The sequence below is a fragment of the Streptacidiphilus alkalitolerans genome, assembly GCF_042511045.1.
Classification (GTDB): Bacteria; Actinomycetota; Actinomycetes; order Streptomycetales; family Streptomycetaceae; genus Streptacidiphilus; species Streptacidiphilus alkalitolerans.
In genome coordinates, this window is the sequence record NZ_JBHEZX010000034.1 from 1 (window position 1) to 20,893 (window position 20,893).

The following is a 20,893-nucleotide window of genomic DNA, read 5'->3' on the forward strand; positions in this document are numbered from 1 at the left end:
CCTGCCGTGGTGCGGTGTGTGGGTCTTCGAGGCCTCCGGCGGCAGGACTCGGCGTTCCGGAGGCATCTGTTCCGCATAAGCGCGGCGCCAGAAACATACGCACACCACACCACAAACCACAACCGACCGTGACGTGCGTCACTAGACATGGTCCTGATCCACAAGCCCCCGGGATCCGACCCTCGCGGGGAACTACCCACCCACGCCCTGCACTTCGCGCCGCTGCCCCCACACCGGGCACGGTCAACCACGTTTGCGAGCGGGCCGCTCTACCGATTGAGCTACAGCCCCACGAGTGGAGCTGGCTGGACTCGAACCAGCAACCTTCCCGCTCTTCCATCACCGTAAGCGGGCTCCGTGGAGCCCGCATCTCAGCGAGAGATACGTCGGAACAGCGACCGCGGAAGGTGCTGCAACACCGGCATGACGGCACCCAGGGGGCCAGGCACCCAGACGGTCTCGCTCTCCCTGCGCAGTCCGGCGACGATGGCGACGGCGACGGCGACGGGCGTGGTGGACATGGGGGCGGCGGGCAAACCCTTGGTCATCCGGCCTCGTACGAAACCGGGACGAACCACCATCACATGGACGCCAGTCCCGTGCAGCGAGTCGCCGAGCCCCTGGGCGAAGGCGTCCAGGCCGGCCTTGGTCGAGCCGTAGATGAAGTTGGCGCGCCGGGCCCGCTGCCCGGCCACCGACGAGAGCACGATCAGCGAGCCGTGTCCCTGTCGCCGCAGCGCGGCGGCCGAGACCAGGCCGCTGGTGACCGCGCCGACGTAGTTGACCTGGGCGACGGCCGCCGCCGCCAGCGGGTTCTGCTCGTCGTGCTGCTGGTTGCCGAGGACGCCGAACGCCAGCAGGACGACGTCGATGTCGCCCTCGGCGAAGATCTTGCCGAGCACGTCCTCGTGGGTCTCCACGGCGCCGGCGTCGAAGTCGTGCACGCTGACCACGGCGCCCAGGGTGGTCAGCTCCTCGGCGGCGGCGGTGAGCGCGGGCGAGGGACGGCCGGCCAGGTGGACCCGCCGGGTGCGCTCGCTCACCAGGCGGCGCGCGGTGGCCAGGGCGATCTCCGAGGAGCCGCCGAGCACGAGCAGGGTCTGGGGTTGTCCCAGGGCATTCTTCACAAGGTGTCCTCAGGTGCTCAGTAATCGGCGGGAGTCGGCGGAGCCCGGAAACCTCAGAGGTCGAGGCGGCGGGCGAGGTCGGAGGTGAAGCGGCGGTCGGGGTCGATCCGGGCCCGCAGCTCCCGGAACTCCCCCAGCCGCGGATACATCTCGGCCAGGGTGTGCGGGCGCAGCCGCGAGTCCTTGGCCAGGTAGATCCGTCCCCCCGCCGCCAGGACGTGCTCGTCCAGCCGGTCCAGCAGTCCGGCGAGGCCGGGCAGGGTGGTCGGAATGTCCAGGGCCAGGGTCCAGCCGGGCATCGGGAAGGAGAGCCAGCCGGGGTCGCCGGGGCCGAAGCGCTTGAGCACGGCCAGGAAGGTCGGACAGCGGTGCCGGCTGATCGTCTCGATGATCCGGCGCAGCGCGCCGTGCTCGCTCGGCGGCACCACGAACTGGTACTGCACAAAGCCGCCCGGCCCGTAGATCCGGTTCCACTCGGGCAGGCCGTCCAGGGGGTGGAAGAAGGTGGAGATCTTCTGCAGTTGTCCGCGTCGCTCCCGTGGTGCCTTGCGGTACCAGAGGGTGTTGAAGGCAGCGACAGTACGGGTGTTGAGCAGGTGCGAGGGAACGCCGCGCGGCACCGGGGGCAGCCGCGGGGTGCGCAGGGCCAGCGGGTCGCGGCGCGAGCGGACGTCGAGTTGGTCAACGGTCGCGTGGTCGCCGCGCGTCAGCACCGCGCGTCCGGTGGCGGCGCCCCGGGCCAACAGGTCGATCCAGGCCACCGAGTAGCGGTAGCGGTGGTCGGCGGACTCCAGACGGTCCATCAGATCGTCGAGGTCGACCGCGCGTTCGGTGTCCACGCTCATCAACGCGCTCTGCACCGGCAGCAGTTGGATCTTCGCGGACAGGATGACACCGGTCAGGCCCATGCCGGAGGCGGTGGCCCAGAAGAGTTCGGGGTCGCCCTCCGGCGTCAGCGTCCGTACCTCGCCGTCGGCGCCGAGCAGGTCCAGGGAGCGGACGTGGCGGCCGAAACTGCCGCTGAGGTGGTGGTTCTTGCCGTGGATGTCGGCGGCGATCGCCCCCCCGACGGTGACATAGCGCGTGCCGGGGGTGACCGGGACGAACCAGCCGAGCGGCATCAGAACGCGCATCAGCGTGTCCAGGCTCACCCCGGCCGCGCAGTCGACCAGGCCGTGTTGGACGTCGATGGAGCGGATCGCGCTGAGCGCGGTCATGTCGAGCACGGTGCCGCCGGCGTTCTGCGCCGCGTCCCCGTAGGAGCGCCCGAGTCCGCGGGCCACGGAGCCGCGGGCGCCGGCCGAGTGCACCGCCTGCGCTGCCTGCGCCTCGGTGGCCGGGGTGCGCAGCCGGGCCCGGGTCGGCGCGGTGCGCCCCCATCCCGACAGGGCGGTCATCGGCTCGCCCGGAACACGGGTCTCGGCGTGGGTGTCGGATCGGACGGGCACGGGGGGAACCTCGGTTCCTGGCATGGGAGGGAACGTACCCGCCGACGTGGCCGCCCGTACCGGCGACACACGCGGGTGTCACCGCAACGGACGCGACGCCGTCAACCGGGAGTGTCGGGAGTCGCGGGTCAGGGGTGCAGCGCCAGCCCGGTGACGAACATGACCAGCCAGGTCAGCTCGAAGCAGAGCATGGGCGCGTCGCGGATCAGCAGGTCCTCGATGTGCTTGGTGCCGCCGGTCGCGGTCAGCCGGTCGAACCGGACCAGCGCGGCGGCCAGCGGCAGCACCGTGGCCAGGTGCCAGTTCGCCGTCCACGGGTCGCTCTCGGTCGCGGCCCAGGTGCAGTAGGCGGCGACCATCGCCAGCGCGGTCAGCCGCTGTGCGGTCCGCAGACCGCGCGGGGTGTAGTGGCGCAGGCTGGGGCGGTGCGCCGCGGCGGGAGCACCCAGCGAGGTTATTTCGGTGAAACGTTTCGCCAGGACCACCAGCAGCGCGCCCAGGCTGCAGACCACCAGGAACCACCCCGAGGGCGGGACCTTGGCCGCACCCGCGCCGCCCACCGCCCGCAGCACGAACCCGGACGCCACCAGGAACAGTTCCAGCACCGGCAGGTGCTTGAACTTGGCGCAGTACAGAAAGGAGATGGCCAGATAGGCGGTGGCGGCCAGCGACAGCCCCACGCCGGGGGTGAACAGCCCCACCACGCCCGCCGCCACCACGCACAGGAAGGCGAGCGACACCGCGTGGGTCTCGCTGAGGTCTCCGCAGGCCACCGGGCGCAGGCACTTGCGTGGATGCTGGCGGTCGCGCTCGGCGTCCAGCGCGTCATTGACGAAGTAGACCGCACTGGAGGCCAGGGTGAAGACCACACAGGCCGCCACCGCTCCGCCCAGCGCCGCGGTGCTGCGGCCCAGCGCGGAACCGGTCAGCGGAGCCGCGAACACCAGCAGGTTCTTCGGCCACTGCCGGGGACGGGCCGTGCGCAGCGCGGCCAGCGGCCAGCGCATCCACACCGGCCGACGCGCCGCTGTGATCAGCGGGACGGCCAGGGCGGCGGAACCGGGCTGGGCCGGCGGCTGGAGGCTCACCTCGCGTACACCGCGGTGAAGTCCCGGCTGGTGGGCTCGTAGTACCGGTTGGCGGGGCGCTCCTGACCCGGCAGCAGCTTGACCGGGGTGGGGTTCTTCGGGTCAGGGGTGGGCCGGTAGTACATGTAGGACATCCAGGCCGGGTTGATGTCCAGTTGCATGGCGCTGGTGCAGCCGGCCCGCTTGAGCAGGTCGGCCAGGGTGCGCACGGACAGGCTCGGCCCGTAGACGTAGACCAGTCGTCCGTCCGCGGTGATTCCCGCGCCCGAGCGCCAGACGAAGTACTTTCCGGCGATCGTCAGACCCCAGCCGCTCTCCACGTTGTCGTCCACGCCGGCCGGGACCTGGCCGTGGTCGACGATCAGCTTGAGGTTCTGCCGCACGCCCACGACCTGCGGCGTCATCGACACCCCGTGGTTCCAGGAGCCGACCGTGACATGGCCGTCGCGGTAGAAGACCAGGGAGGCGGCCGAGTCGGCGAGGGTGCCCTTGGTGATGCCGTTGAGGTAGAAGGCGCCGCGGGCCTCGTCCACCTTGAAGCCGCCGTTGAACGTGGCCATCAGGCCGGTCCGGGAGCCGGGCGGGATCGAGGTCGGCACGCCCCACTTGTCCGGGCCCGGGTCCAACTCGCCCGGGTGCAACTGGAAGCGCAGCAGCCGCTGGTCCATCGAGACCGCACCGGCGACATAGGAGGTGTGCTCGTCGTCGGGCCGCACATAGGCGCCCATCAGCGCCGGAGTGCCGCGCACGCTGCCCAGCACCTGCCAGATCCCCTCCCCCGCCAGCGGCGTGCCGGCCGGGGTGATCAGCCGGGGCAGCGCGATCGGCTTGAGGGCCGGCTTGACCGCCTCGGGCGCGGCAGCGGCGGCGTCGGGCTCGAGCGCCATGCCCGGTGTCCCGCCGACCTTGGGCGGGTTGGCCTTGTACTGCGCGCTCTCCAGGAAGGTGACCAGCGGGCCGAGTTGGTGGTCCCGTCCCCATTCGGCCACCTTGGCCGCCGTGCTGTCGTCGCCGGGCGCGGCCAGCGCGCTGCCCACCGACCAGCTGAGCCAGCCCAGGAACACGGCGGCCACGGCCAGCACCGCGCGGACGCTGCGCCGTGCGAACAGCCGACGCAGCCACCCCGGCCGGGACTTCGCCGCCGGGCCCGGCGGCGACACCTCGTCCGCGTCGGCCACGTCCACGTCCACCGAGCCGGATCCGGGCCCGGATGCGACGGGGCCGAGCACGGGACTGCTTGCATTCGATTCGGGATCCGATGGCGTTCGCACACAAACCTTCTTCCTGGAATCAAACCCGTGAATCGACGGACCGCGAATCGGTGGATCGGTGGATCAGTGGATCAGTGGATCGGCGCGGAGAATCTGGGCCGCGGCGGGAGGAATTCCCGACCCGTCGCCCGGAATACCGGTGGCGAGTTTCACGCTAGGCACCGGCGGCCGGGCCCGCCTGTTCGGCTAGGCAGTACGGGGGACGGCCGGACGTGTCATCAGTTCCGGGCCAGGGCAATGGTTCCCAGCGGCAGGACCAGAGGCCCCGGCGGGGCAACCACCAAACTCGCCGTGCTGGCATCGCCGTTGCAGCTGAGGGTGATCTCGTAGCGGCCGGGCGGGACGTCCTGATCGATCATCAGCGTCCGGCCGCGTCCGTTCGTGTCGAGCACCACCGTGTCGAAGGCCTCGGAGAAGGCCTCGGCCGGAACCGGGCAGCCCTGTGCGCTGAGGGTGATGTGGTCGGTGGGTTTGACGACGGCGGGCGTCACCCGGAGCACCGGTCCGGCGCTCTGCGCCGCCAGCACCATCGGAACGCCGGTGACGGCCGCCGTGAGGACGACCGCGACCAGCCCGGCACCGGCAGCACCGCGGGAAAGACGCACCCGTCCTCCTTGGTTCTCGCTCAGCTGCTGAGCCCTGGTCAGCGCACTCCGTGACGGCGTGCCGTATCCCCAGGGAAACGCCTGCCGCACGGGGGCGCGAGCGCACCTGAGCCGAACGGGAACGGTCCGCCCGTCCCGGCTCGCGCCGGGCACTGCCCGCCGCAAACAATGGGCGTTATGTCGGAAATCACCACCCTGGGCCGAGTGCGCTGTCTGCTGCCCGAAGTGCTCGGCTTCGCCGTGGCGGGTGCCCTCGCCTATGCCACCGACCTGCTGGTCTTCGCCTCGCTGCGGATCTCCCAGCACTGGCCGCCGGTGGAGGCCAAGATCGTGTCCGCGGCAGCCGCCTGCCTGGTGGCCTACCTCGGCAACCGCTTCGGGCCCTACCGGAACCGCAGCCGCCACCGCGGCGCCCGGACCGTGGCCCTGTTCTGCGCGTTGCAACTGGCGGCGGCGCTGGTGCAGGTGGCCTGCCTGCTGACCTCGCACTACCTGCTGGGCTACACCAGCGCACGCGCGGACCTCTGGGCCGGCGGCGTGATCGGCATGACCTTCGCCACGGCGCTGCGTTTCTGGGGCACCCGGAGCCTGGTCTTCCAGCGCAGTCCCTAGAACGGTCGGTTCAGACGTCGCGGTTCAGACGTCGCGGCTCGGACGGCGGCCGGCGGCCGACACCGGGAAGGTGGCGACGGTGCTCCAGCCGGCCTCGCCGTCGGGCCTGGGTCCTGCCTCCAGCGTTCCGCCCAGGGCGGTGGCGCGTTCGCCCATCCCCACCAGCCCGAATCCACCCCCGGCGGCGCGCGGGCGCAGCGGCGCGGCGGTGGTGCCGTTGTCGGTGACGGAGACCTGCACCGCGCCCGGGACGCGGCGCACGGTGACCGCGACCAGGGTGGCGTCGGCGGCGTGCTTGCGGATGTTGGTCAGGGCCTCGCGGGTGATCCGGTGGATCGCCGCCGCCACCTCGGGCGGCAGGGTGTCCGCCAGCGCGGGGTCGACGTCCAGGGTGACCGGTGGGCCGGTGCGCCGGAAGCCCTCGGCCAGGACCTCCAGTTCGGCCAGGCCGGCCACCGGCGCGGTCCCGGCCGGTGCCTCGCGCAGGACCACCACCAGGCGGCGCATGGCCGCCAGTGCCTCGCTGCCCTGCTGGTCGATCTGGGCGAACACCCGCGCGGCGGCCTCGGGGCCGACGCCGGCGAAGCCGGCCGCCTTGGCCTGCACCACGATGCCGGTGATGTGATGGGCCACCAGGTCGTGCAACTCCCGGGCGAGTTCGGTGCGCTCGTCCGCGCGGACCCGCGCCACCTGCTGCACCCGGGCGGCGTCGGCCATCCGCAGTGCCAGGGAGTAGGCGCTCACCGCCGCCGTCAGCGCCGCCACCAGCAGGGTGAACCGGCCGGGGTCGTCGTCGCGCATCGGCACCGCGATCGCGGTGGTGGCCAGCAGCGGTCCCAGCACCACCGCCGTGCCCGCCCCCACCCCGCGAACGACCCCGCCGAGCAGCACCAGCAGGGCCAGCGCCTCGCCGATCCCCCACACCCGCTGCGGGTGCTGACCCACGATCATGGCCAGGGTCACGCCTCCGGACAGCGCCACGGCGGCATAACCGCGCGCCACCAGTGACGGCCTGGCCAGCGGCAGGACGCACAGGGCCACGGCCAGCCCGCAGCCCCACACCACGGCGTGCGGCCACTCCGGCTGATCGTGCAGGACGACGCCCTCCAGGCAGACCAGGAAGAGCAGCAGCAGGACCGCGGCCACCGTCCCGGCCCGCCGCCAGGCAGTGCGGTGCCGGGCCGTGATCCCGGCCGGTCCCAGGGCCGGTCCGGCCGGGATCACGGCGCGGCGGCGGTGGCGACGCCGCTGTCCCAGGCCCAGGCCGCGATCTCCACCCGGTTGCGGGCCTGCAACTTGGCCTGGACATGGCCCAGATGCGCCTTGACTGTCGACAAGGAGATAAAGAGCTGTCCGGCGATCTCGGCGTTGGTCCGTCCCTGCGCCAGCAGTTGGACCACCTCGACCTCCCGGGCTGTCAACGGCTCCGCGGGACGCCGCGCGGCCGTGGGGTTCCGGCCGGAGGAGAGGTCGCGCAGCAGCCGCACGGTGATGGCCGGGGAGATCAGCGTGTCGCCGAGGGCGGCGGCCCGTACCGCCTCGATCAGCAGCTCGGGGCTGGAGTCCTTCAGCAGGAACCCGCTGGCTCCGTGGTGCAGCGCGGTGTGGACGTACTCGTCCAGGTCGAAGGTGGTCACGATGACGATGCGCGGCACATGCGGCTGCCCGGGCCGGTTCAGCCGCCGGGTGACCTCCAGACCGTCCAGGCCCGGCATCCGGATGTCCAGCAGCAGCACGTCCGGACGGAACTCGCCCACGGCCTGGAGCGCCGCGCCGCCGTCGGCGACATCGGCCACGACCCGCAGGTCGGGCTGGCTGTCCAGGATCATACGGAAGCCGGCCCGGATCATGTCCTGGTCGTCGGCGATGACCACGCTGGTCGTCGGCTCAGCCTCCATACGGCCACCATGCGCACCCCCGGCCGACCCCGCAACCGGCCGCCAACGGCAGCGGCCGGCCGCGGACGGTGGGTGCGGGGTCAGCCGGCCGCGCGGTCCAGGGCGGTCAGCAGCGTGGTCGCGTAGAGCGGCGCGCCCTCGGACCGGGGGTGGGTGCGGTCGGGGTACAGGGCGTCAGGATGCCCGGTGGCGGCGGCGTTCCAGGGGACCAGGACGGTGCCGGGGTGGGTCCGGGCGAACCGCGCCAGGGCGGTGTTGACCTGGTTCTGCCACGGGCGCGGCACATGGACGGTGACCAGGGCCAGGGTGCGTCCCGGGCCGGTCAGCTCGGCGATCCGGTCCAGGGTGGACGGGGCGACCGTGCCGTTGGTGCCCAGGGCGACGACCACGACCGGGCGCAGCCCGCCTTCCTCGGCCAGTTGCCGCAGCAGTCCGGGCGCGGTGTCCATCTGCCGCCCGACCACGGCCTCGATGTCGACACCGGGCCGGGCCTGCTGGAGCGCGGGCGCGGCGGCGAGCAGCACCGAGTCCCCGATCGCGGTGATCGCGCTGCCGGGCACCCGGCCGCCGTACCCGGCCGCCGAGCCCGCGGCGGGTGCGCCTCCGGAGCGGGCGGACGCGGTGCGGCCGGCCTGCAGCTGGGCCTGCAGGGCCGTCCCGTCCGGCGCGGTGACCAGGGTGTGCACGGCCAGCAGGGGCAGCAGCGTGGCCGCGACCGCGGCGATATGGGTAATCCTCGGCAGGCGGCGGCGCTGGGCCCGGTGCCGCTCGCGCGCGTGGGCCAGGGCGCCGCGCCACCCCCGCCGGACGACCGGCTGCTGCACCAGGCGGTAGCTGAGCGCGGCCAGGGCGAGCGGCAGCAGCAGTTCGGCGCCCACGACCAGCGGTGCGCCGTCGGCGTCGAGACCGAGGTAGCCGAGGGTCGCGATCAGCGGCCAGTGCCACAGGTACAGGCCGTAGGAGCGGCGTCCCAGCCACACCAGGGCCGGGGCGCCGAGCACAGCGCGCAGCGGTCCGGCCGCGATCGCGGCGGGACACAGCAGCGCGGCGGCGACCGCCGCTGCCGCGATACCGCCCTGGTAGGCGCCCGCTTCGGTGCCCTGCAGCAGCCGGGCCAGCACGGCCAGGACGGTCAGGCCCGCCGCACCGAGAGCGGCCAGCACCCGGCGCGGCGTCCGGGCCAGGGCGTGGACCCGGGCCGGAGGCAGCAGCAGGCCGGTGGCGGCGCCCAGCAGCAGCGGACCGGCGTGGGTGTCGCTGCCGAAGTAGAGGCGCGAGGGGTCCACCCCCGCCCGCGACCAGGCGGCCATCAGCCCGAACGACGCCGCCCCCGCGGCGGCGACCAGGCCGGCGGCGAAGGCCGTGGCCCGGGCGCTCCGGGCCTGCCCACCGGGGCGGAACCGCCGGCAGACGAGCGGCACCACGGCCAGGACCGGCGGCCAGAGCAGGTAGAACTGCTCCTCGATGCCCAGCGACCACAGGTGCTGCAGCATCGGCGGCGGTCCGAACGGGGCGAAGTAGCCGGACCGCAGCTGGATCCGCCACCAGTTGCCGTAGAAGCCGAGCGCGGCCAGTTCGCCGCCGCGCAGCCCCGCCGCCGCCTCGTTGCCGATCAGCGCGGCCACCGCCGCGGTGACCAGCAGCACCAGCAGCAGTTCCGGCAGCAGTCGGCGGGCACGGCGGGACGAGAACCGCAGCAGCCGGATCCGCTCCGTGCTCCGCCGTTCGGCCAGCAGCAGCGCGGTGATCAGATAGCCGCTGAGGACGAAGAACACGTCCACGCCCAGGAAGCCGCCCGGCAGCCAGTCGGCGCGCACATGGAAGACCAGCACCGCCGCCACCGCCAGGGCCCGGACCCCGTCCAGGCCCGGCTCACGGCCGCCTTCGGCCCGCTGCTCAGCCATCCGTACCGCACTTCCCGTCCGCCATGCTCCGTGCTCCTGCTGACCGGCATGGGAAGCCTAGGAAGAACCGCTGGTGGGCGCCCGGCGGGATCACCCGGACGAGGGACCCGGCCTGGTCGAACGGTGCAGCGCGCGGCGGCGCGACTGGCGCCGTCGGCGGATCTGGCTTTGGCTGGTCGGCAGACACCATGCCCGGCAGATACCAGGAGACGAAAGGCGCCGCCCGTATGCTCCCCACGACCCCCGCCGGTGACCGGCCCCGCTTCGGTATATCCCCGCGCCGGACCGCCCGGGCGGCACTGTGACCGCGCGCCGCACCCGGGACAACCGGGCCGTCGCACTGGTCCTCACCGCGGCGCTCGGCACCGGGGCCTGGATGCTCTACGACGGCTCGCAGACCCGGCACCCGCCGCAGCCCTCGCCCAGCGACGCCTTCGCCGCCGCACCGGCCCAGAGCGGCGGGCAGATCCCCGGAACGCCGAGCACCGCCCCGCCGGCGCCTCCGCTGCCGGCCTCGGTCCCGGTCCGGATCAAGATCCCCTCGATCAAGGTGGACGCACCGGTCACCCTGCTGAACCTGGACAAGACCGGGCAGCTGCAGGTCCCCGACGACAACAACCGCAACCTGGCCGGCTGGTACCAGGGCGGACCCGCGCCCGGCGCGGCCGGCAACGCGATCATGGACGGGCACGTCGACACCGAGCAGGGCCCGGCGGTCTTCTACAACCTGGGCTCACTGCACAAGGGCAACACCGTCGAGGTCGACCGCAAGGACGGCACCGCCGCGCTGTTCAGCATCGACGCCATCGAGGTGTACGAGAAGAACGCCTTCCCCTCCTCCCGCGTCTACGGCGCCACCAAGGACGCCCAGCTGCGGCTGATCACCTGCGGCGGCGGCTACAGCAAGGACACCGGCTACCTGGGGAACGTCGTCCTCTACGCGCACCTGACCGGGAGCAAGCACGTCTGATCGGCGCCCCGCACCGGCGCCGGGGCGGAGACCGGCCGGGAGAACGACTGGGAGACCGGCCGGGAGGAGAAGCACCCGTCGGCGTCCAGGGTGAACCACACCCACTTGCCCGCGTCGCCGACCGGGTAGCTGCCCCAGGCCCGGGCCAGGTCGGCGACCAGCTGCAGGCCGCGGCCGCTCTCGGCCGGTTCGACGGCCTCGCCGAGCCGGCGGCAGGGCTCCGGGCCCCGGTCGAGGTCGGGGCCCTGGTCGAAGACCGCGATCGAAAGGCCGTCCCGGCCGCTGGCGGCGGCCAGCAGGACGCAGGAGCCCCGGCCGTGCCGGACCGCGTTGGAGACGACCTCGGTCACCAGCAGCTCGGCGGTGTCCCGCACCTCGCCGCCGGCGGCGGCGATCGCGGTGACCGCGTGTCGGGCCACCCCGGCCGAACGCGCGTCGCGCGGCAGTGACAGCAGCAGTGTCCGGTCGGTCCGAGCAGGCATCAGTGGCTCCCAGCGGTCGTCCGCGAGCCACGATCGACTCACCCCTGTGTTATTTCCGCCCCGGACCGCGGTCAGCCGGGTCATTGGTCCCGTCCTGCCGGGCCCATGGCCCGGCTCTTTACAGACTTCCAGCTTTGTCGACTTCCAGCCTTGTCTACCGCTGACCCCCGACCTTGCGGATCAGCACCAGGGTGCTGCGGGCCTGGAGCCGGACGCTGCCGTCGGCCTTGACCTCGGTCTCGTCGACCCGGTCGGGCTCCGTCGCCGTGTCCACCGCGACCTGCCAGACCTCGCCGAACGGCGCGGGCGGAAGCCGGAACTCCAGCGGCTCGTAGTGGCCGTTCAGCAGCAGCAGGAAGGAGTCGTCCACGATCCGCTCGCCGTGCGGGCCCGGCTCGCTGATGGCCTCGCCGTTGAGGAACACCGTCACCGCCCTGGCCTCGTCCCAGTGCCAGTTGCTGTCCTGCATCTGCTGCCCGTCCGGGCGGAACCAGACCAGGTCGCCGAGGCCCTCGCCCCCGGCCGTGCCCCGGAAGAACCGGCGGCGGCGCAGCACCGGGTGCGCGTGCCGCAGCTGGACCAGCGCGCGGGTGAAGCCGAGCAGCTCCTGCTGGGCGCTGTCGAGGTCCCAGTCGACCCAGGAGAGTGCGTTGTCCTGGCAGTAGGCGTTGTTGTTGCCCTGCTGGGTGCGGCCGAGCTCGTCGCCGTGGGCGATCATCGGGACGCCCTGGGACAGCAGCAGCGTGGTGAGCAGATTGCGCTGCTGGCGGTGGCGCAGGTCCAGCACGGCCGGGTCGTCGGTGGCGCCCTCGGCGCCGCAGTTCCAGGAGCGGTTGCTGCTCTCGCCGTCCCGGCCGTCCTCGCCGTTGGCCTCGTTGTGCTTGTTGTTGTAGGAGACCAGGTCACGCAGGGTGAAGCCGTCGTGGGCGGTGACGAAGTTGATGCTGGCCAGCGGACGCCGCCGGTCGTGCTGGTAGAGGTCCGCGGAGCCGGTCAGCCGGGAGGCGAACTCGGGCAGGGTCGCCTCCTCCCCGCGCCAGAAGTCGCGGACGGTGTCCCGGTACTGGCCGTTCCACTCGGTCCACAGCGGCGGGAAGTTGCCGACCTGGTAGCCGCCGTCGCCGACGTCCCAGGGCTCGGCGATGAGCTTGACCCTGCTGATCACCGGGTCCTGCTGGACCAGGTCGAAGAACGCCGACAGCCGGTCCACCTCGTGGAACTGCCGGGCCAGGGTGGCCGCGAGGTCGAAGCGGAAGCCGTCGACGTGCATCTCGGTGACCCAGTAGCGCAGCGAGTCCATGATCAGCTGCAGTACGGCGGGGTGCCGCATCAGCAGGCTGTTGCCGGTCCCGGTGGTGTCGTAGTAGTGGCCCGCGTCGCCGTCGACCAGCCGGTAGTAGGCGGCGTTGTCGATGCCCCGGAGCGAGAGCGTCGGGCCCTTCTCATTGCCCTCGGCGGTGTGGTTGTAGACCACGTCGAGGATGACCTCGATACCGGCCGCGTGCAGCGCCTTGACCATCTGCTTGAACTCGGTCACCTGCTCGCCGCGGGTGCCCGAGGAGGAGTAGGCGTTGTGCGGGGCGAAGAAGCCGATGGTGTTGTAGCCCCAGTAGTTGGACAGCCCCCGCTCCAACAGGTAGCCGTCCTGGGCGAACTGATGGACCGGCATCAGTTCGATCGCGGTGATCCCGAGCGCGGTCAGGTGCTCGATGATCGCCGGATGCCCGATCCCGGCGTAGCTGCCGCGGATCTCCTCCGGCAGCGCCGGATGGGTCATGGTCAGGCCCCGTACGTGCGCCTCGTAGATCACCGTGTCGTGGTAGGCCCGGTTCGGCGGGCGGTCGCCGCCCCAGTCGAAGGACGGGTCGGTGACCACGGACAGCAGGGTGTGCCCGAGGCTGTCCAGCGTGTTCAGCCGGTCCGGCTGGTCGAAGCGGTAGCTGTACAGCGACTCGTCGCCGTCCACCTGGCCGTCGACGGCCCTCGCGTACGGGTCGAGCAGCAGCTTCGCCGGGTTGCACCGGAGGCCGTCGCCGGGCTCGTACGGCCCGTGCACCCGGTAGCCGTAGCGCTGGCCGGGGCCGACCTCCGGCAGGTAGGCGTGCCAGACGAAGCCGTCGACCTCGGTCAGCGCGACCCGTTCCTCCGTGCCGTCGTCGGCGATCAGCGCCAGTTCCACCTTCTCCGCCGCCTCGGAGAACAGCGCGAAGTTGGTTCCGGAGCCGTCGTAGCGGGCTCCGAGCGGATGGGAACGACCAGGCCATGTGTGCATTCGGCGACAGTACGGTGCGTTGATCCGCAGAGCGCTCAGGCGCGCCACCGCGGCCGGGCAGACCCTGGACGACTCGGGATAACGTGCTGGTACGAATCGGGATCCGGCCACAGCGAAGTTGAGGACATGACGGACAGCAGCGGGTTCCTCGGCGGAGCGGCCGGAGACTTCTACCGGGCCGCACCGGCCCCCGTCACCGCCTGGCGGGCGGCCGTGCTGATGGGCCCGCAGTCCCACACCGGCAGGTTCGCCCTCGCCGGCGCGCTCCTGGAGCTCGCCGCCGAGGGCCGGACCGAGGTCGGCCTGGACGAGCTGGCCGCCCACTACGCCGCCGGCCTGCTGCGGCACCTGCCCGAGGCGCCGCAGGCCGCGGCGGGAGGCTCCCCCGCCGTCGCGGACTTCCTCGCCGTCGTCGCGCGCGAGTCCGAGGCGTCGGCAGCCCTGGGCCGGCCCACCGAGGAACTGCGGCAGGCCGCGGTCCGCGCCCTGCCGGCGCAGGCCCTGCAGAAGTTCCACAGCCCGGGCGGCGGTGGCGCCGACCTGCCGCACCGCTTCTTCGAGCTCCTCCAGAGCGACGGCGAACCGAGCGAACGCGTCCTCCGGCTGGCCCCGGAGCTGCTCGCTCTCGCGACCGGTGAGCAGGCGCCCGGTCTCCGGGCCGAGCTGGACGCCCGGTGGGGCATCGTCGAGAGCTCCTTCGACCCCGCCGCCGGACGCGGCCTCAACGAGCAGGGCCTCAGCGTCGACTGGCACACCGTCAGCCTCACCGACGCCTCAGGGCAGCGTCCCGTGGTCGGACTCACCGCGGCCCTGATCGGCTTCCAGCACGGACGCTGCCAGCTCTGCGACGACACCCTGAGCCCCGACCACGCGACCGCCGTGGCTCGCCTGTTCCCGTGCTCGTTGAGCGACCGTGCCCCCTCCTGGCGCGGCCCCGACCTGGACGGCCTCTGGAACCTCGCCCCGGCCCACGCCGACTGCGTCGAGGCCAAGGGCGACCGCCTGCCGGACGCGGCCGAGCTGCAGCGGCTGGCCCGGCGCAACGAGGCCGTCATGCAGTCGCCGATCCCGTTGCGCCGGACGCTGCAGCGCCCGCTGCAACGGGCCCGCCTCCACGGGGAGCACCAGGACCGGTGGCCCACCTTCCTGCTCCAGGTCTTCACCGCCGGCCGCTGATCCCGGCCGCTGAACCCGTCCGCAGTCCCCCGCCCAGGCGCAAGGAGCAGCCGATGCCCCGTACCCCGTCGGACCCCGCCCCCGGCGCGGACCCGTACCGCGGTTATGCCGCCCTCCGCCAGCGCTGCCCGGTCCAGGCGGTGCCGTCCGCGGCCGGCGGGTTCCCCGGCCACCTGGTCACCGGCCACGCCGAGGCGCGGCAGGCGCTGCTCGATCCGGCCCTGTCCAAGGACACCGCCGCGTTCTTCGCCGACCGGCCCTCCGGCCGCCGGATCCACCCAGTCCTCGCCCAGTCCATGCTGGCCACCGACCCGCCCGCGCACACCCGGCTGCGGCAGCTGGTGGCCGGGGCGTTCAGCAGCGGCACGGTCGACCGCCTGCGCCCCTACATCCACCAGCTGGCCGAGCAGCTGGTGGACGCCTTCGACCCGGCCGGGACCGACCTGGTCGAGGCGCTCGCGGCGCCCCTGCCGGTCACCGTGATCGGCGAGCTGCTGGGGGTGCCGGAAGCCGACCGCGGCCACCTGCGCGACCTGTCCGGCAGGCTGTTCGCCGCCGGTCGGCCGCAGACCGTCGACGACGCCTCGCACGCCCTGGCCGAGTACCTGGACGCCCTGGTCACCGCCAAGCGGACCACGCCGGGCGACGACCTGCTGAGCCGCCTGCTGGAGGCCCGCGACGGCGGCGGATCCCCGCTCACCCAGTTCGAACTCACCTCGCTGGCAAGCCTGTTGCTGGTGGCCGGCCATGAGACCAGCACCAACGCCATCGGCAACGCCGTGCTGGCACTGCTCCAGAACCCCGATGCACTGGCGCGGCTGCGGCAGGATCCCGGCCTGGTCGAGGGCGCCGTCGACGAACTGCTGCGCTACGACTCGGCCGTCGCGCTGGCGACCTTCCGCTGGACCCAGCGGCCGACCCGCCTCGGCGGCCAGGACCTCGACGCCGGCCGGCCCGTCCTGGTCTCCCTCGGCGCGGCCAACCGCGACCCGCTGGCCTTCGCCGACCCCGACCGCCTCGACCTGGACCGGGACGCCAGGGCCCAGCTCGCCTTCGGCCACGGCATCCACCGCTGCCTCGGCGCCCCGCTGGCCCGGGCCGAGCTGGCGATCGCCGTGAGCACACTGCTGCGCCGCCACCCGGACGTGGCCCTGGCCGTGCCCGCGGAGCAGCTGCGGTGGCGGGAGACCCGGCTGATGCGCGGCCTGGTCGCGCTGCCGGTAACGCTGTAGCGGGACCGGCCGTGGTGGCCGCCGACCATTGACAGCGCGCAACGTCCCCGTAATGCTAAGCGAGCGCTTGCTCAGCGGGAATTACCGCTCAGCGCACCCACCCGGTCACCAACAGCGACCGCACCCTTCCTGGAGGACTCGCATGGGCTTCGCCACGCTGGACGACCTGCGCGCGGCCATCGGCACCGAACTCGGCGTCAGCGACTGGATCCGGATCGACCAGCAGCAGGTGGACCAGTTCGCCTCCGCGACCGGCGACCACCAGTGGATCCACACCGATCCTGAGCGCGCCGCCAAGGGCCCCTTCGGCACCACCATCGCGCACGGCTTCCTGACCCTGTCCCTGCTGCCGGTCATCGGCGAGGGGCTGTTCCAGGTGGACGGCGTCCGGATGGGGGTCAACTACGGCACCAACAAGGTCCGCTTCCCGGCGCCGGTCCCGGTCGGCTCCCGGGTGCGCGGGCGGGTCGAACTGCTGGAGGTGGACGACGTCCCGGGCGGGGTCCAGCTCGTCACCAAGGTGACCGTCGAACGCGAGGGCGGCGACAAGCCGGTCTGCGTGGCCGAGTCCGTCTCCCGCCTCTACTTCTGACACGTCCGGATCCAAGGAGGCGGCCGATGGGTGCGGAGCGGATACCAGGACTGCTGGTCGACTGGGGCGGCGTGCTGACCAGCAATGTCTTCGACGCCTTCGCGGCGTTCGGCGAGCGCGAGGGGATCAGCCCGGACGCCGTCGCCCAGCTCTTCCGCACCGACCCGGCGGCCAGGGAGCTGCTGGTGGGGCTGGAGACCGGCCGGCTGCCCGAGCCGGAGTTCGAGCAGGGGTTCGCCGCACTGCTCGGGGTCCCGCCGACCGGGCTGATCGACCGGCTGCTCGGCTCGGTCCAGCCGGAACCGCGGATGTGCGCGGCGGTCGCGGCGGCCAGGAGCCAGGGCGTGGCCACCGGCCTGCTCTCCAACTCATGGGGCCTGTCCGGCTATCCGGCGGCGCTGCTCACCGAGCTGTTCACCGGCGTGGTGATCTCCGGCTCGGTCGGCCTGCGGAAGCCCACCCCGGAGATCTACCGACTCGCGGCCCGCTCCCTGGGACTGCGTCCGGACCAGTGCGTCTTCGTCGACGACCTGCCAGGAAACCTGGCCCCCGCACGGGACTTGGGCATGGCCACGGTGCACCACGTCAGCATCGACCGCACCCTGGCCGAGCTGACGGAGCTGCTCGGCGTCGACTTCGGGAGTCCGTCGACGGCGGTATCCGCAGGACAACCGGCAGAGGAGCGGCAGCCATGAGCTTCAACCTGGCCACCATGCTGCGCGAGTCGGCCCGGTCGCGCCCCGAGCACGCCTGCTGCCGGATCGGCGACCGCACCATCAGCTATGCGGAGTTGGACGAACTGTCGGGCCGGGTCGCCGCGAACCTGCGGGCGACCGGGCTGGTACGGGGCGACAAGGTGGCGGTCCAACTGCCCAACGTCCCCGAGTTCCTGCTCGCGTACTTCGGCATCCTCAAGGCCGGGCTGGTGATGGTCCCGCTGAATCCGCTGCTGAAGGCTGCCGAGATCACGCACCAGCTGCTGGACTCCGAGGCGCGCCTGCTGATCACCTTCGACGCCTGCGCGCCGGAGGCGAGGAAGGCCGCGGCCGGGATCGAGGACCTCGCCCTGTGCCTGGTCACGGTCACCGCCGGCGCCCGCGCGGAAGCGGGCGGGCGTGACACCGAGCGGGAGTCGGCGTTCGAGAGCCTCTGCACGGCCGTCCCCGACGCGGACGCCCGCGACATCGTCGCCACCGACGCGGACGACACCGCGGTGATCATCTACACCAGCGGCACCACCGGCCGCCCCAAGGGGGCCGAGCTGACGCACTTTCAGCTCTTCATGAACTGCACCACCGCCGGCGCGGTCTTCGGCGTGCGCGCGGACGACGTGAGCCTGGCCGTGCTGCCGTTCTTCCACGTCTACGGGCTGTCCAGCGTCATCAACGTCGGTATCCGCTACGGCGGAACCCTGTCGCTGGTGCCGCGCTTCGACATCGCCCTGGTCGTCGAGGCCATGCAGGACCACGGCGTGAGCGTCTTCGTCGGCGTCCCGACCATGTTCCACGCCCTGCTCCAGGCGGACACCGCCGGACGGGACCTGTCCCGGCTCCGGGTCGCCTGCTCGGGCGGCGCGGCCATGCCGGAGGCGCTGATGTCAGCCTTCGAACAGCGCTTCGGCGTGGCCGTGCTGGAAGGCTACGGCCTGTCGGAGACGGCCAGCACCGCCACCATGAACCCCAGTCCGGAGGACCGCCGACTGCTGTCCATCGGCAGGCCGATCTGGGGCGTCGAGGCCAGGATCGTGGACGGAGAAGGCCGTGAACTCCCGCCCGGCGCAGGGCACATCGGCGAGATCCTGCTCCGCGGACACAATGTCATGAAGGGCTACTACCGCAACCCGGAGGCCACCGCCGAGGCGGTTCGCGACGGCTGGCTGCACACCGGCGACCTGGCCCACCAGGACGAGGACGGCTTCCTCTTCGTGGTCGACCGGCTGAAGGACCTGATCATCCGCGGCGGCTACAACGTCTACCCACGCGAGGTGGAGGAGGTCCTCTACACCCACCCCGCCGTCGCCGAGGCGGCGGTGATCGGCCGACCGGACGAGCGGCTCGGCGAGGAAGTGGTGGGCGTGGTGTCGCTCCGGGACGGCGCGACGGCCACGGCCGAGGAGATCGTCGACTTCTGCCGCGACCGCCTGGCCGGCTACAAGTACCCGCGGGAGGTCCGGATCCTCCCCGAACTGCCCAAGAACGCGACCGGGAAGCTGCTCAAGCGTGAGCTACGCCTCGGTTGACCCACAGTCAGAACCGCTACGGCAGCGGCTCGCTGCCCACCATCCGCAGCGCCAGGTCCGCGTAGAGCTGCCCGAGCCGCTCCTCCGAGTGACGGGCGGGCGTGTGGTACCAGCGCGCCACGTCGACCGAGAGCGAGAGCAGCGCCAGGGTCGTGGTCGGCACGTCCGGCACCTCGAAGACGCCCTGGCCCACCCCGTCCTCCAGGATCTGCCGGACCAGGCCGTCGATCTCCCGGCGCAGCGCCAGGATCGCGGTGTGGTGCTCGGGCGAGAGCGAGTGCAGCTCGTACTCGATCACCCGGGTGGTGGTGTGGTGGCGCGCGTGCCAGGTGGTCAAGTCGCGGATCACAGCGTGCAGTTGGCGGGTCGGCCCGCTGACGGACGCGGACACCTCCCGGACCAGCCGGAGGGTGTGCCGATGCCCGATCAGGGTGATCTGGTGCAGCAGCTCCTCCTTGGAGCGGTAGTGCACATACACACCGGCCGGGCTCATCCCCGCGCCGCGGGCGATGTCCCTGGTCGTCGTCGCATGGAAGCCGCGCGCCGCGAAGGCCTCGACCGCGGCGATCAGCAGCCGCCGGGCCGTGTCCGGCTGGATCTCCTGCCAGGCCTCCTCGAGGTCACCGGAGAAGATCCCGGCGAGCAGGACAGTGCCGGTGGCGGTGTCGGTCACGGTGCCAGTCGCGGTGGCGTCGGCGGCTTCGGGGGTCACGTGCACGGCCTTCCGGTCGGTCGATGACGAGCGTGGACACCACGCTTCCATACCCGCATCCTAAGCGCTCGCTTAGTCCTCAGAGAAACGGAACCCCATGAAAGCCTGGCAGGTCACCACCCACGGCGAGCCCGCTTCGGTGCTGCGCCTCGTGGACATCCCCACGCCGCGACCCGCGCCGGGCCAGATCCGGGTCGCCGTACGGGCGGCGGCACTCAACTTCCCTGACGTGCTGCTGTGCCGCGGCACCTACCAGATACGGCCCGAACTGCCGTTCACCCCCGGCGTCGAACTGTGCGGCGTGGTGGACGAACTCGGCGAGGGCGTGACCGGCCTGGCCGTCGGCGACCGGGTGATCGGCAACCCCGCGCTGCCCCACGGCTCGCTCGCGGAGTTCGCACTCGCGGAGGCGGCGGACGTGCTCCCGGCTCCGGAGGCGTTGGACGACGCCCAGGCGTCCGCGCTGCACATCGCCTACCAGACCGGATGGTTCGGCCTGCACCGGCGGGCCCGACTGCAGGCCGGCGAAACACTCCTGGTCCACGCGGCGGCCGGCGGGGTCGGCAGCGCGGCGGTGCAACTGGGCAAGGCGGCCGGCGCCCGGGTGGTCGCCGTGGTCGGCGGCGCCGCAAAGGCCGAGGTCGCCCGGCAACTCGGCGCGGACATCGTGATCGACCGGACCACGGACACCGACATCGTCCGAGCGGTGAAGGAGGCGACGGGCGGACGCGGCGCGGACGTGGTCTTCGACCCGGTCGGCGGAGACGCCTACGCCGCCTCGGCCAAGTGCGTGGCCTTCGAGGGCCGCATCCTGGTCGTCGGCTTCGCCGGCGGTACGGTGCCGGCCCCGGCGCTCAACCACGCCCTGGTGAAGAACTACTCGATCGTCGGCCTGCACTGGGGCCTCTACAAGCAGTACGCACCGGCCGAAATCGCGGTAGCACACGCCGAGTTGGGCAAGCTCGCGACAAGCGGCGCAATCGCCCCACTGGTGGGGGGACGGTTCTCGCTGGACCAAGCGGCAGAAGGACTCACCCGCCTCGGAGCCGGTGACAGCGTGGGGCGACTGGTGGTGCTCCTGCCCTGAAAAAACCGATGGCCCCTCAGGAGCGTTCCTGAGGGGCCATCGGGCGATTGGGCCAGGTCAGTTGATGCGGCCGGCGAAGTCGGGGGCCCAGTTGCTGATGGTGTCGGTTTTGACGCCGGCGCTGGGGTTGGCGGCTTCGACGTAGGTGCCGTTGCCGGTGTAGAGGGCGACGTGGTAG

General features: G+C 72.5%; 19 protein-coding genes and 1 tRNA gene. 8 read left to right on the forward strand and 12 right to left on the reverse strand.

The window, feature by feature from the left end:
* Window positions 1-296: 296 nt before the first annotated feature.
* The 6 genes from ACEZDG_RS37625 to ACEZDG_RS37650 all read right to left on the reverse strand — a co-directional run bounded on the left by ACEZDG_RS37625 (window position 297) and on the right by ACEZDG_RS37650 (window position 5,539).
* Window positions 297-376 (reverse strand) — tRNA-OTHER (locus ACEZDG_RS37625).
* The gene (locus tag ACEZDG_RS37630) at window positions 372-1,127 is read right to left on the reverse strand and encodes a decaprenylphospho-beta-D-erythro-pentofuranosid-2-ulose 2-reductase (RefSeq protein ID WP_380519442.1); all 756 of its coding nucleotides are present in this window, start codon (window positions 1,125-1,127) and stop codon (window positions 372-374) included. The genes ACEZDG_RS37625 and ACEZDG_RS37630 overlap by 5 nt, the downstream gene beginning before the upstream one ends.
* A 53-nt stretch (window positions 1,128-1,180) precedes the next feature.
* Window positions 1,181-2,524, reverse strand: a complete 1,344-nt coding sequence (locus tag ACEZDG_RS37635) for an FAD-binding protein (protein WP_380519470.1) — start codon at window positions 2,522-2,524, stop codon at window positions 1,181-1,183.
* A gap of 179 nt (window positions 2,525-2,703) precedes the next feature.
* Window positions 2,704-3,663 (reverse strand): decaprenyl-phosphate phosphoribosyltransferase, encoded by a 960-nt coding sequence (locus tag ACEZDG_RS37640; RefSeq protein ID WP_380519444.1) that lies wholly within the window; start codon window positions 3,661-3,663, stop codon window positions 2,704-2,706.
* The gene (locus ACEZDG_RS37645; RefSeq protein ID WP_380519446.1) at window positions 3,660-4,892 is read right to left on the reverse strand and encodes a phosphodiester glycosidase family protein; all 1,233 of its coding nucleotides are present in this window, start codon (window positions 4,890-4,892) and stop codon (window positions 3,660-3,662) included. Before ACEZDG_RS37645 ends, ACEZDG_RS37640 begins: the two co-directional genes overlap by 4 nt.
* Before the next feature lie 260 nt (window positions 4,893-5,152).
* Complete coding sequence (locus ACEZDG_RS37650) at window positions 5,153-5,539, reverse strand: hypothetical protein (protein ID WP_380519448.1); 387 nt, start codon at window positions 5,537-5,539, stop codon at window positions 5,153-5,155.
* 177 nt (window positions 5,540-5,716) lie between these two features.
* Between ACEZDG_RS37650 and ACEZDG_RS37655 the strand changes: the two genes are divergently transcribed.
* Window positions 5,717-6,151 carry a GtrA family protein gene (locus tag ACEZDG_RS37655; RefSeq protein ID WP_380519450.1) on the forward strand — a complete coding sequence of 145 codons (435 nt, stop codon included), beginning with the start codon at window positions 5,717-5,719 and terminating at the stop codon, window positions 6,149-6,151.
* A 24-nt stretch (window positions 6,152-6,175) separates the two neighbouring features.
* Here ACEZDG_RS37655 and ACEZDG_RS37660 read toward each other — a convergent pair whose 3' ends face one another.
* The 3 genes from ACEZDG_RS37660 to ACEZDG_RS37670 form a co-directional block, all read right to left on the reverse strand.
* Window positions 6,176-7,375 carry a sensor histidine kinase gene (locus tag ACEZDG_RS37660; RefSeq protein WP_380519452.1) on the reverse strand — a complete coding sequence of 400 codons (1,200 nt, stop codon included), beginning with the start codon at window positions 7,373-7,375 and terminating at the stop codon, window positions 6,176-6,178.
* Entirely contained in the window at window positions 7,372-8,049 is a 678-nt protein-coding gene (locus tag ACEZDG_RS37665) for a response regulator (protein WP_380519454.1), read from the reverse strand. Before ACEZDG_RS37665 ends, ACEZDG_RS37660 begins: the two co-directional genes overlap by 4 nt.
* Before the next feature lie 80 nt (window positions 8,050-8,129).
* Entirely contained in the window at window positions 8,130-9,953 is a 1,824-nt protein-coding gene (locus ACEZDG_RS37670) for an acyltransferase family protein (protein ID WP_380519455.1), read from the reverse strand.
* A 301-nt stretch (window positions 9,954-10,254) separates the two neighbouring features.
* Here ACEZDG_RS37670 and ACEZDG_RS37675 point away from each other — a divergent pair, with 301 nt between their 5' ends.
* Complete coding sequence (locus tag ACEZDG_RS37675; RefSeq protein ID WP_380519456.1) at window positions 10,255-10,923, forward strand: class F sortase; 669 nt, start codon at window positions 10,255-10,257, stop codon at window positions 10,921-10,923.
* On the opposite strand, the gene ACEZDG_RS37680 is transcribed toward ACEZDG_RS37675, so the two are convergent.
* Both ACEZDG_RS37680 and glgX read right to left on the reverse strand, forming a co-directional pair.
* Window positions 10,890-11,405 (reverse strand): ATP-binding protein, encoded by a 516-nt coding sequence (locus ACEZDG_RS37680; protein WP_380519457.1) that lies wholly within the window; start codon window positions 11,403-11,405, stop codon window positions 10,890-10,892. The two genes, ACEZDG_RS37675 and ACEZDG_RS37680, sit on opposite strands and share 34 nt — an antisense overlap.
* A gap of 154 nt (window positions 11,406-11,559) precedes the next feature.
* Window positions 11,560-13,677 (reverse strand): glycogen debranching protein GlgX, encoded by a 2,118-nt coding sequence (gene glgX, locus ACEZDG_RS37685; protein WP_380519458.1) that lies wholly within the window; start codon window positions 13,675-13,677, stop codon window positions 11,560-11,562.
* 126 nt (window positions 13,678-13,803) lie between these two features.
* Between glgX and ACEZDG_RS37690 the strand changes: the two genes are divergently transcribed.
* The 5 genes from ACEZDG_RS37690 to ACEZDG_RS37710 all read left to right on the forward strand — a co-directional run bounded on the left by ACEZDG_RS37690 (window position 13,804) and on the right by ACEZDG_RS37710 (window position 18,916).
* Window positions 13,804-14,853 (forward strand): HNH endonuclease, encoded by a 1,050-nt coding sequence (locus ACEZDG_RS37690; protein ID WP_380519459.1) that lies wholly within the window; start codon window positions 13,804-13,806, stop codon window positions 14,851-14,853.
* A 53-nt stretch (window positions 14,854-14,906) separates the two neighbouring features.
* Window positions 14,907-16,085: a cytochrome P450 family protein gene (locus tag ACEZDG_RS37695; protein WP_380519460.1), complete on the forward strand. Its 1,179-nt coding sequence runs from the start codon at window positions 14,907-14,909 to the stop codon at window positions 16,083-16,085.
* A 142-nt stretch (window positions 16,086-16,227) separates the two neighbouring features.
* Window positions 16,228-16,677 (forward strand): MaoC family dehydratase, encoded by a 450-nt coding sequence (locus ACEZDG_RS37700; protein WP_380519461.1) that lies wholly within the window; start codon window positions 16,228-16,230, stop codon window positions 16,675-16,677.
* 26 nt (window positions 16,678-16,703) lie between these two features.
* Complete coding sequence (locus ACEZDG_RS37705; protein WP_380519463.1) at window positions 16,704-17,372, forward strand: HAD family hydrolase; 669 nt, start codon at window positions 16,704-16,706, stop codon at window positions 17,370-17,372.
* Window positions 17,369-18,916, forward strand: coding sequence for a long-chain-fatty-acid--CoA ligase (locus ACEZDG_RS37710; protein ID WP_380519465.1), 1,548 nt, complete (start codon window positions 17,369-17,371; stop codon window positions 18,914-18,916). Before ACEZDG_RS37705 ends, ACEZDG_RS37710 begins: the two co-directional genes overlap by 4 nt.
* A gap of 16 nt (window positions 18,917-18,932) precedes the next feature.
* Here ACEZDG_RS37710 and ACEZDG_RS37715 read toward each other — a convergent pair whose 3' ends face one another.
* A complete protein-coding gene (locus tag ACEZDG_RS37715; protein WP_380519467.1) occupies window positions 18,933-19,628 on the reverse strand; it encodes a TetR/AcrR family transcriptional regulator in 696 nt (231 codons plus the stop codon).
* Window positions 19,629-19,725: 97 nt separating this feature from the next.
* Between ACEZDG_RS37715 and ACEZDG_RS37720 the strand changes: the two genes are divergently transcribed.
* Window positions 19,726-20,715, forward strand: a complete 990-nt coding sequence (locus tag ACEZDG_RS37720; protein ID WP_380519468.1) for an NADPH:quinone oxidoreductase family protein — start codon at window positions 19,726-19,728, stop codon at window positions 20,713-20,715.
* Window positions 20,716-20,893 lie beyond the last annotated feature (178 nt).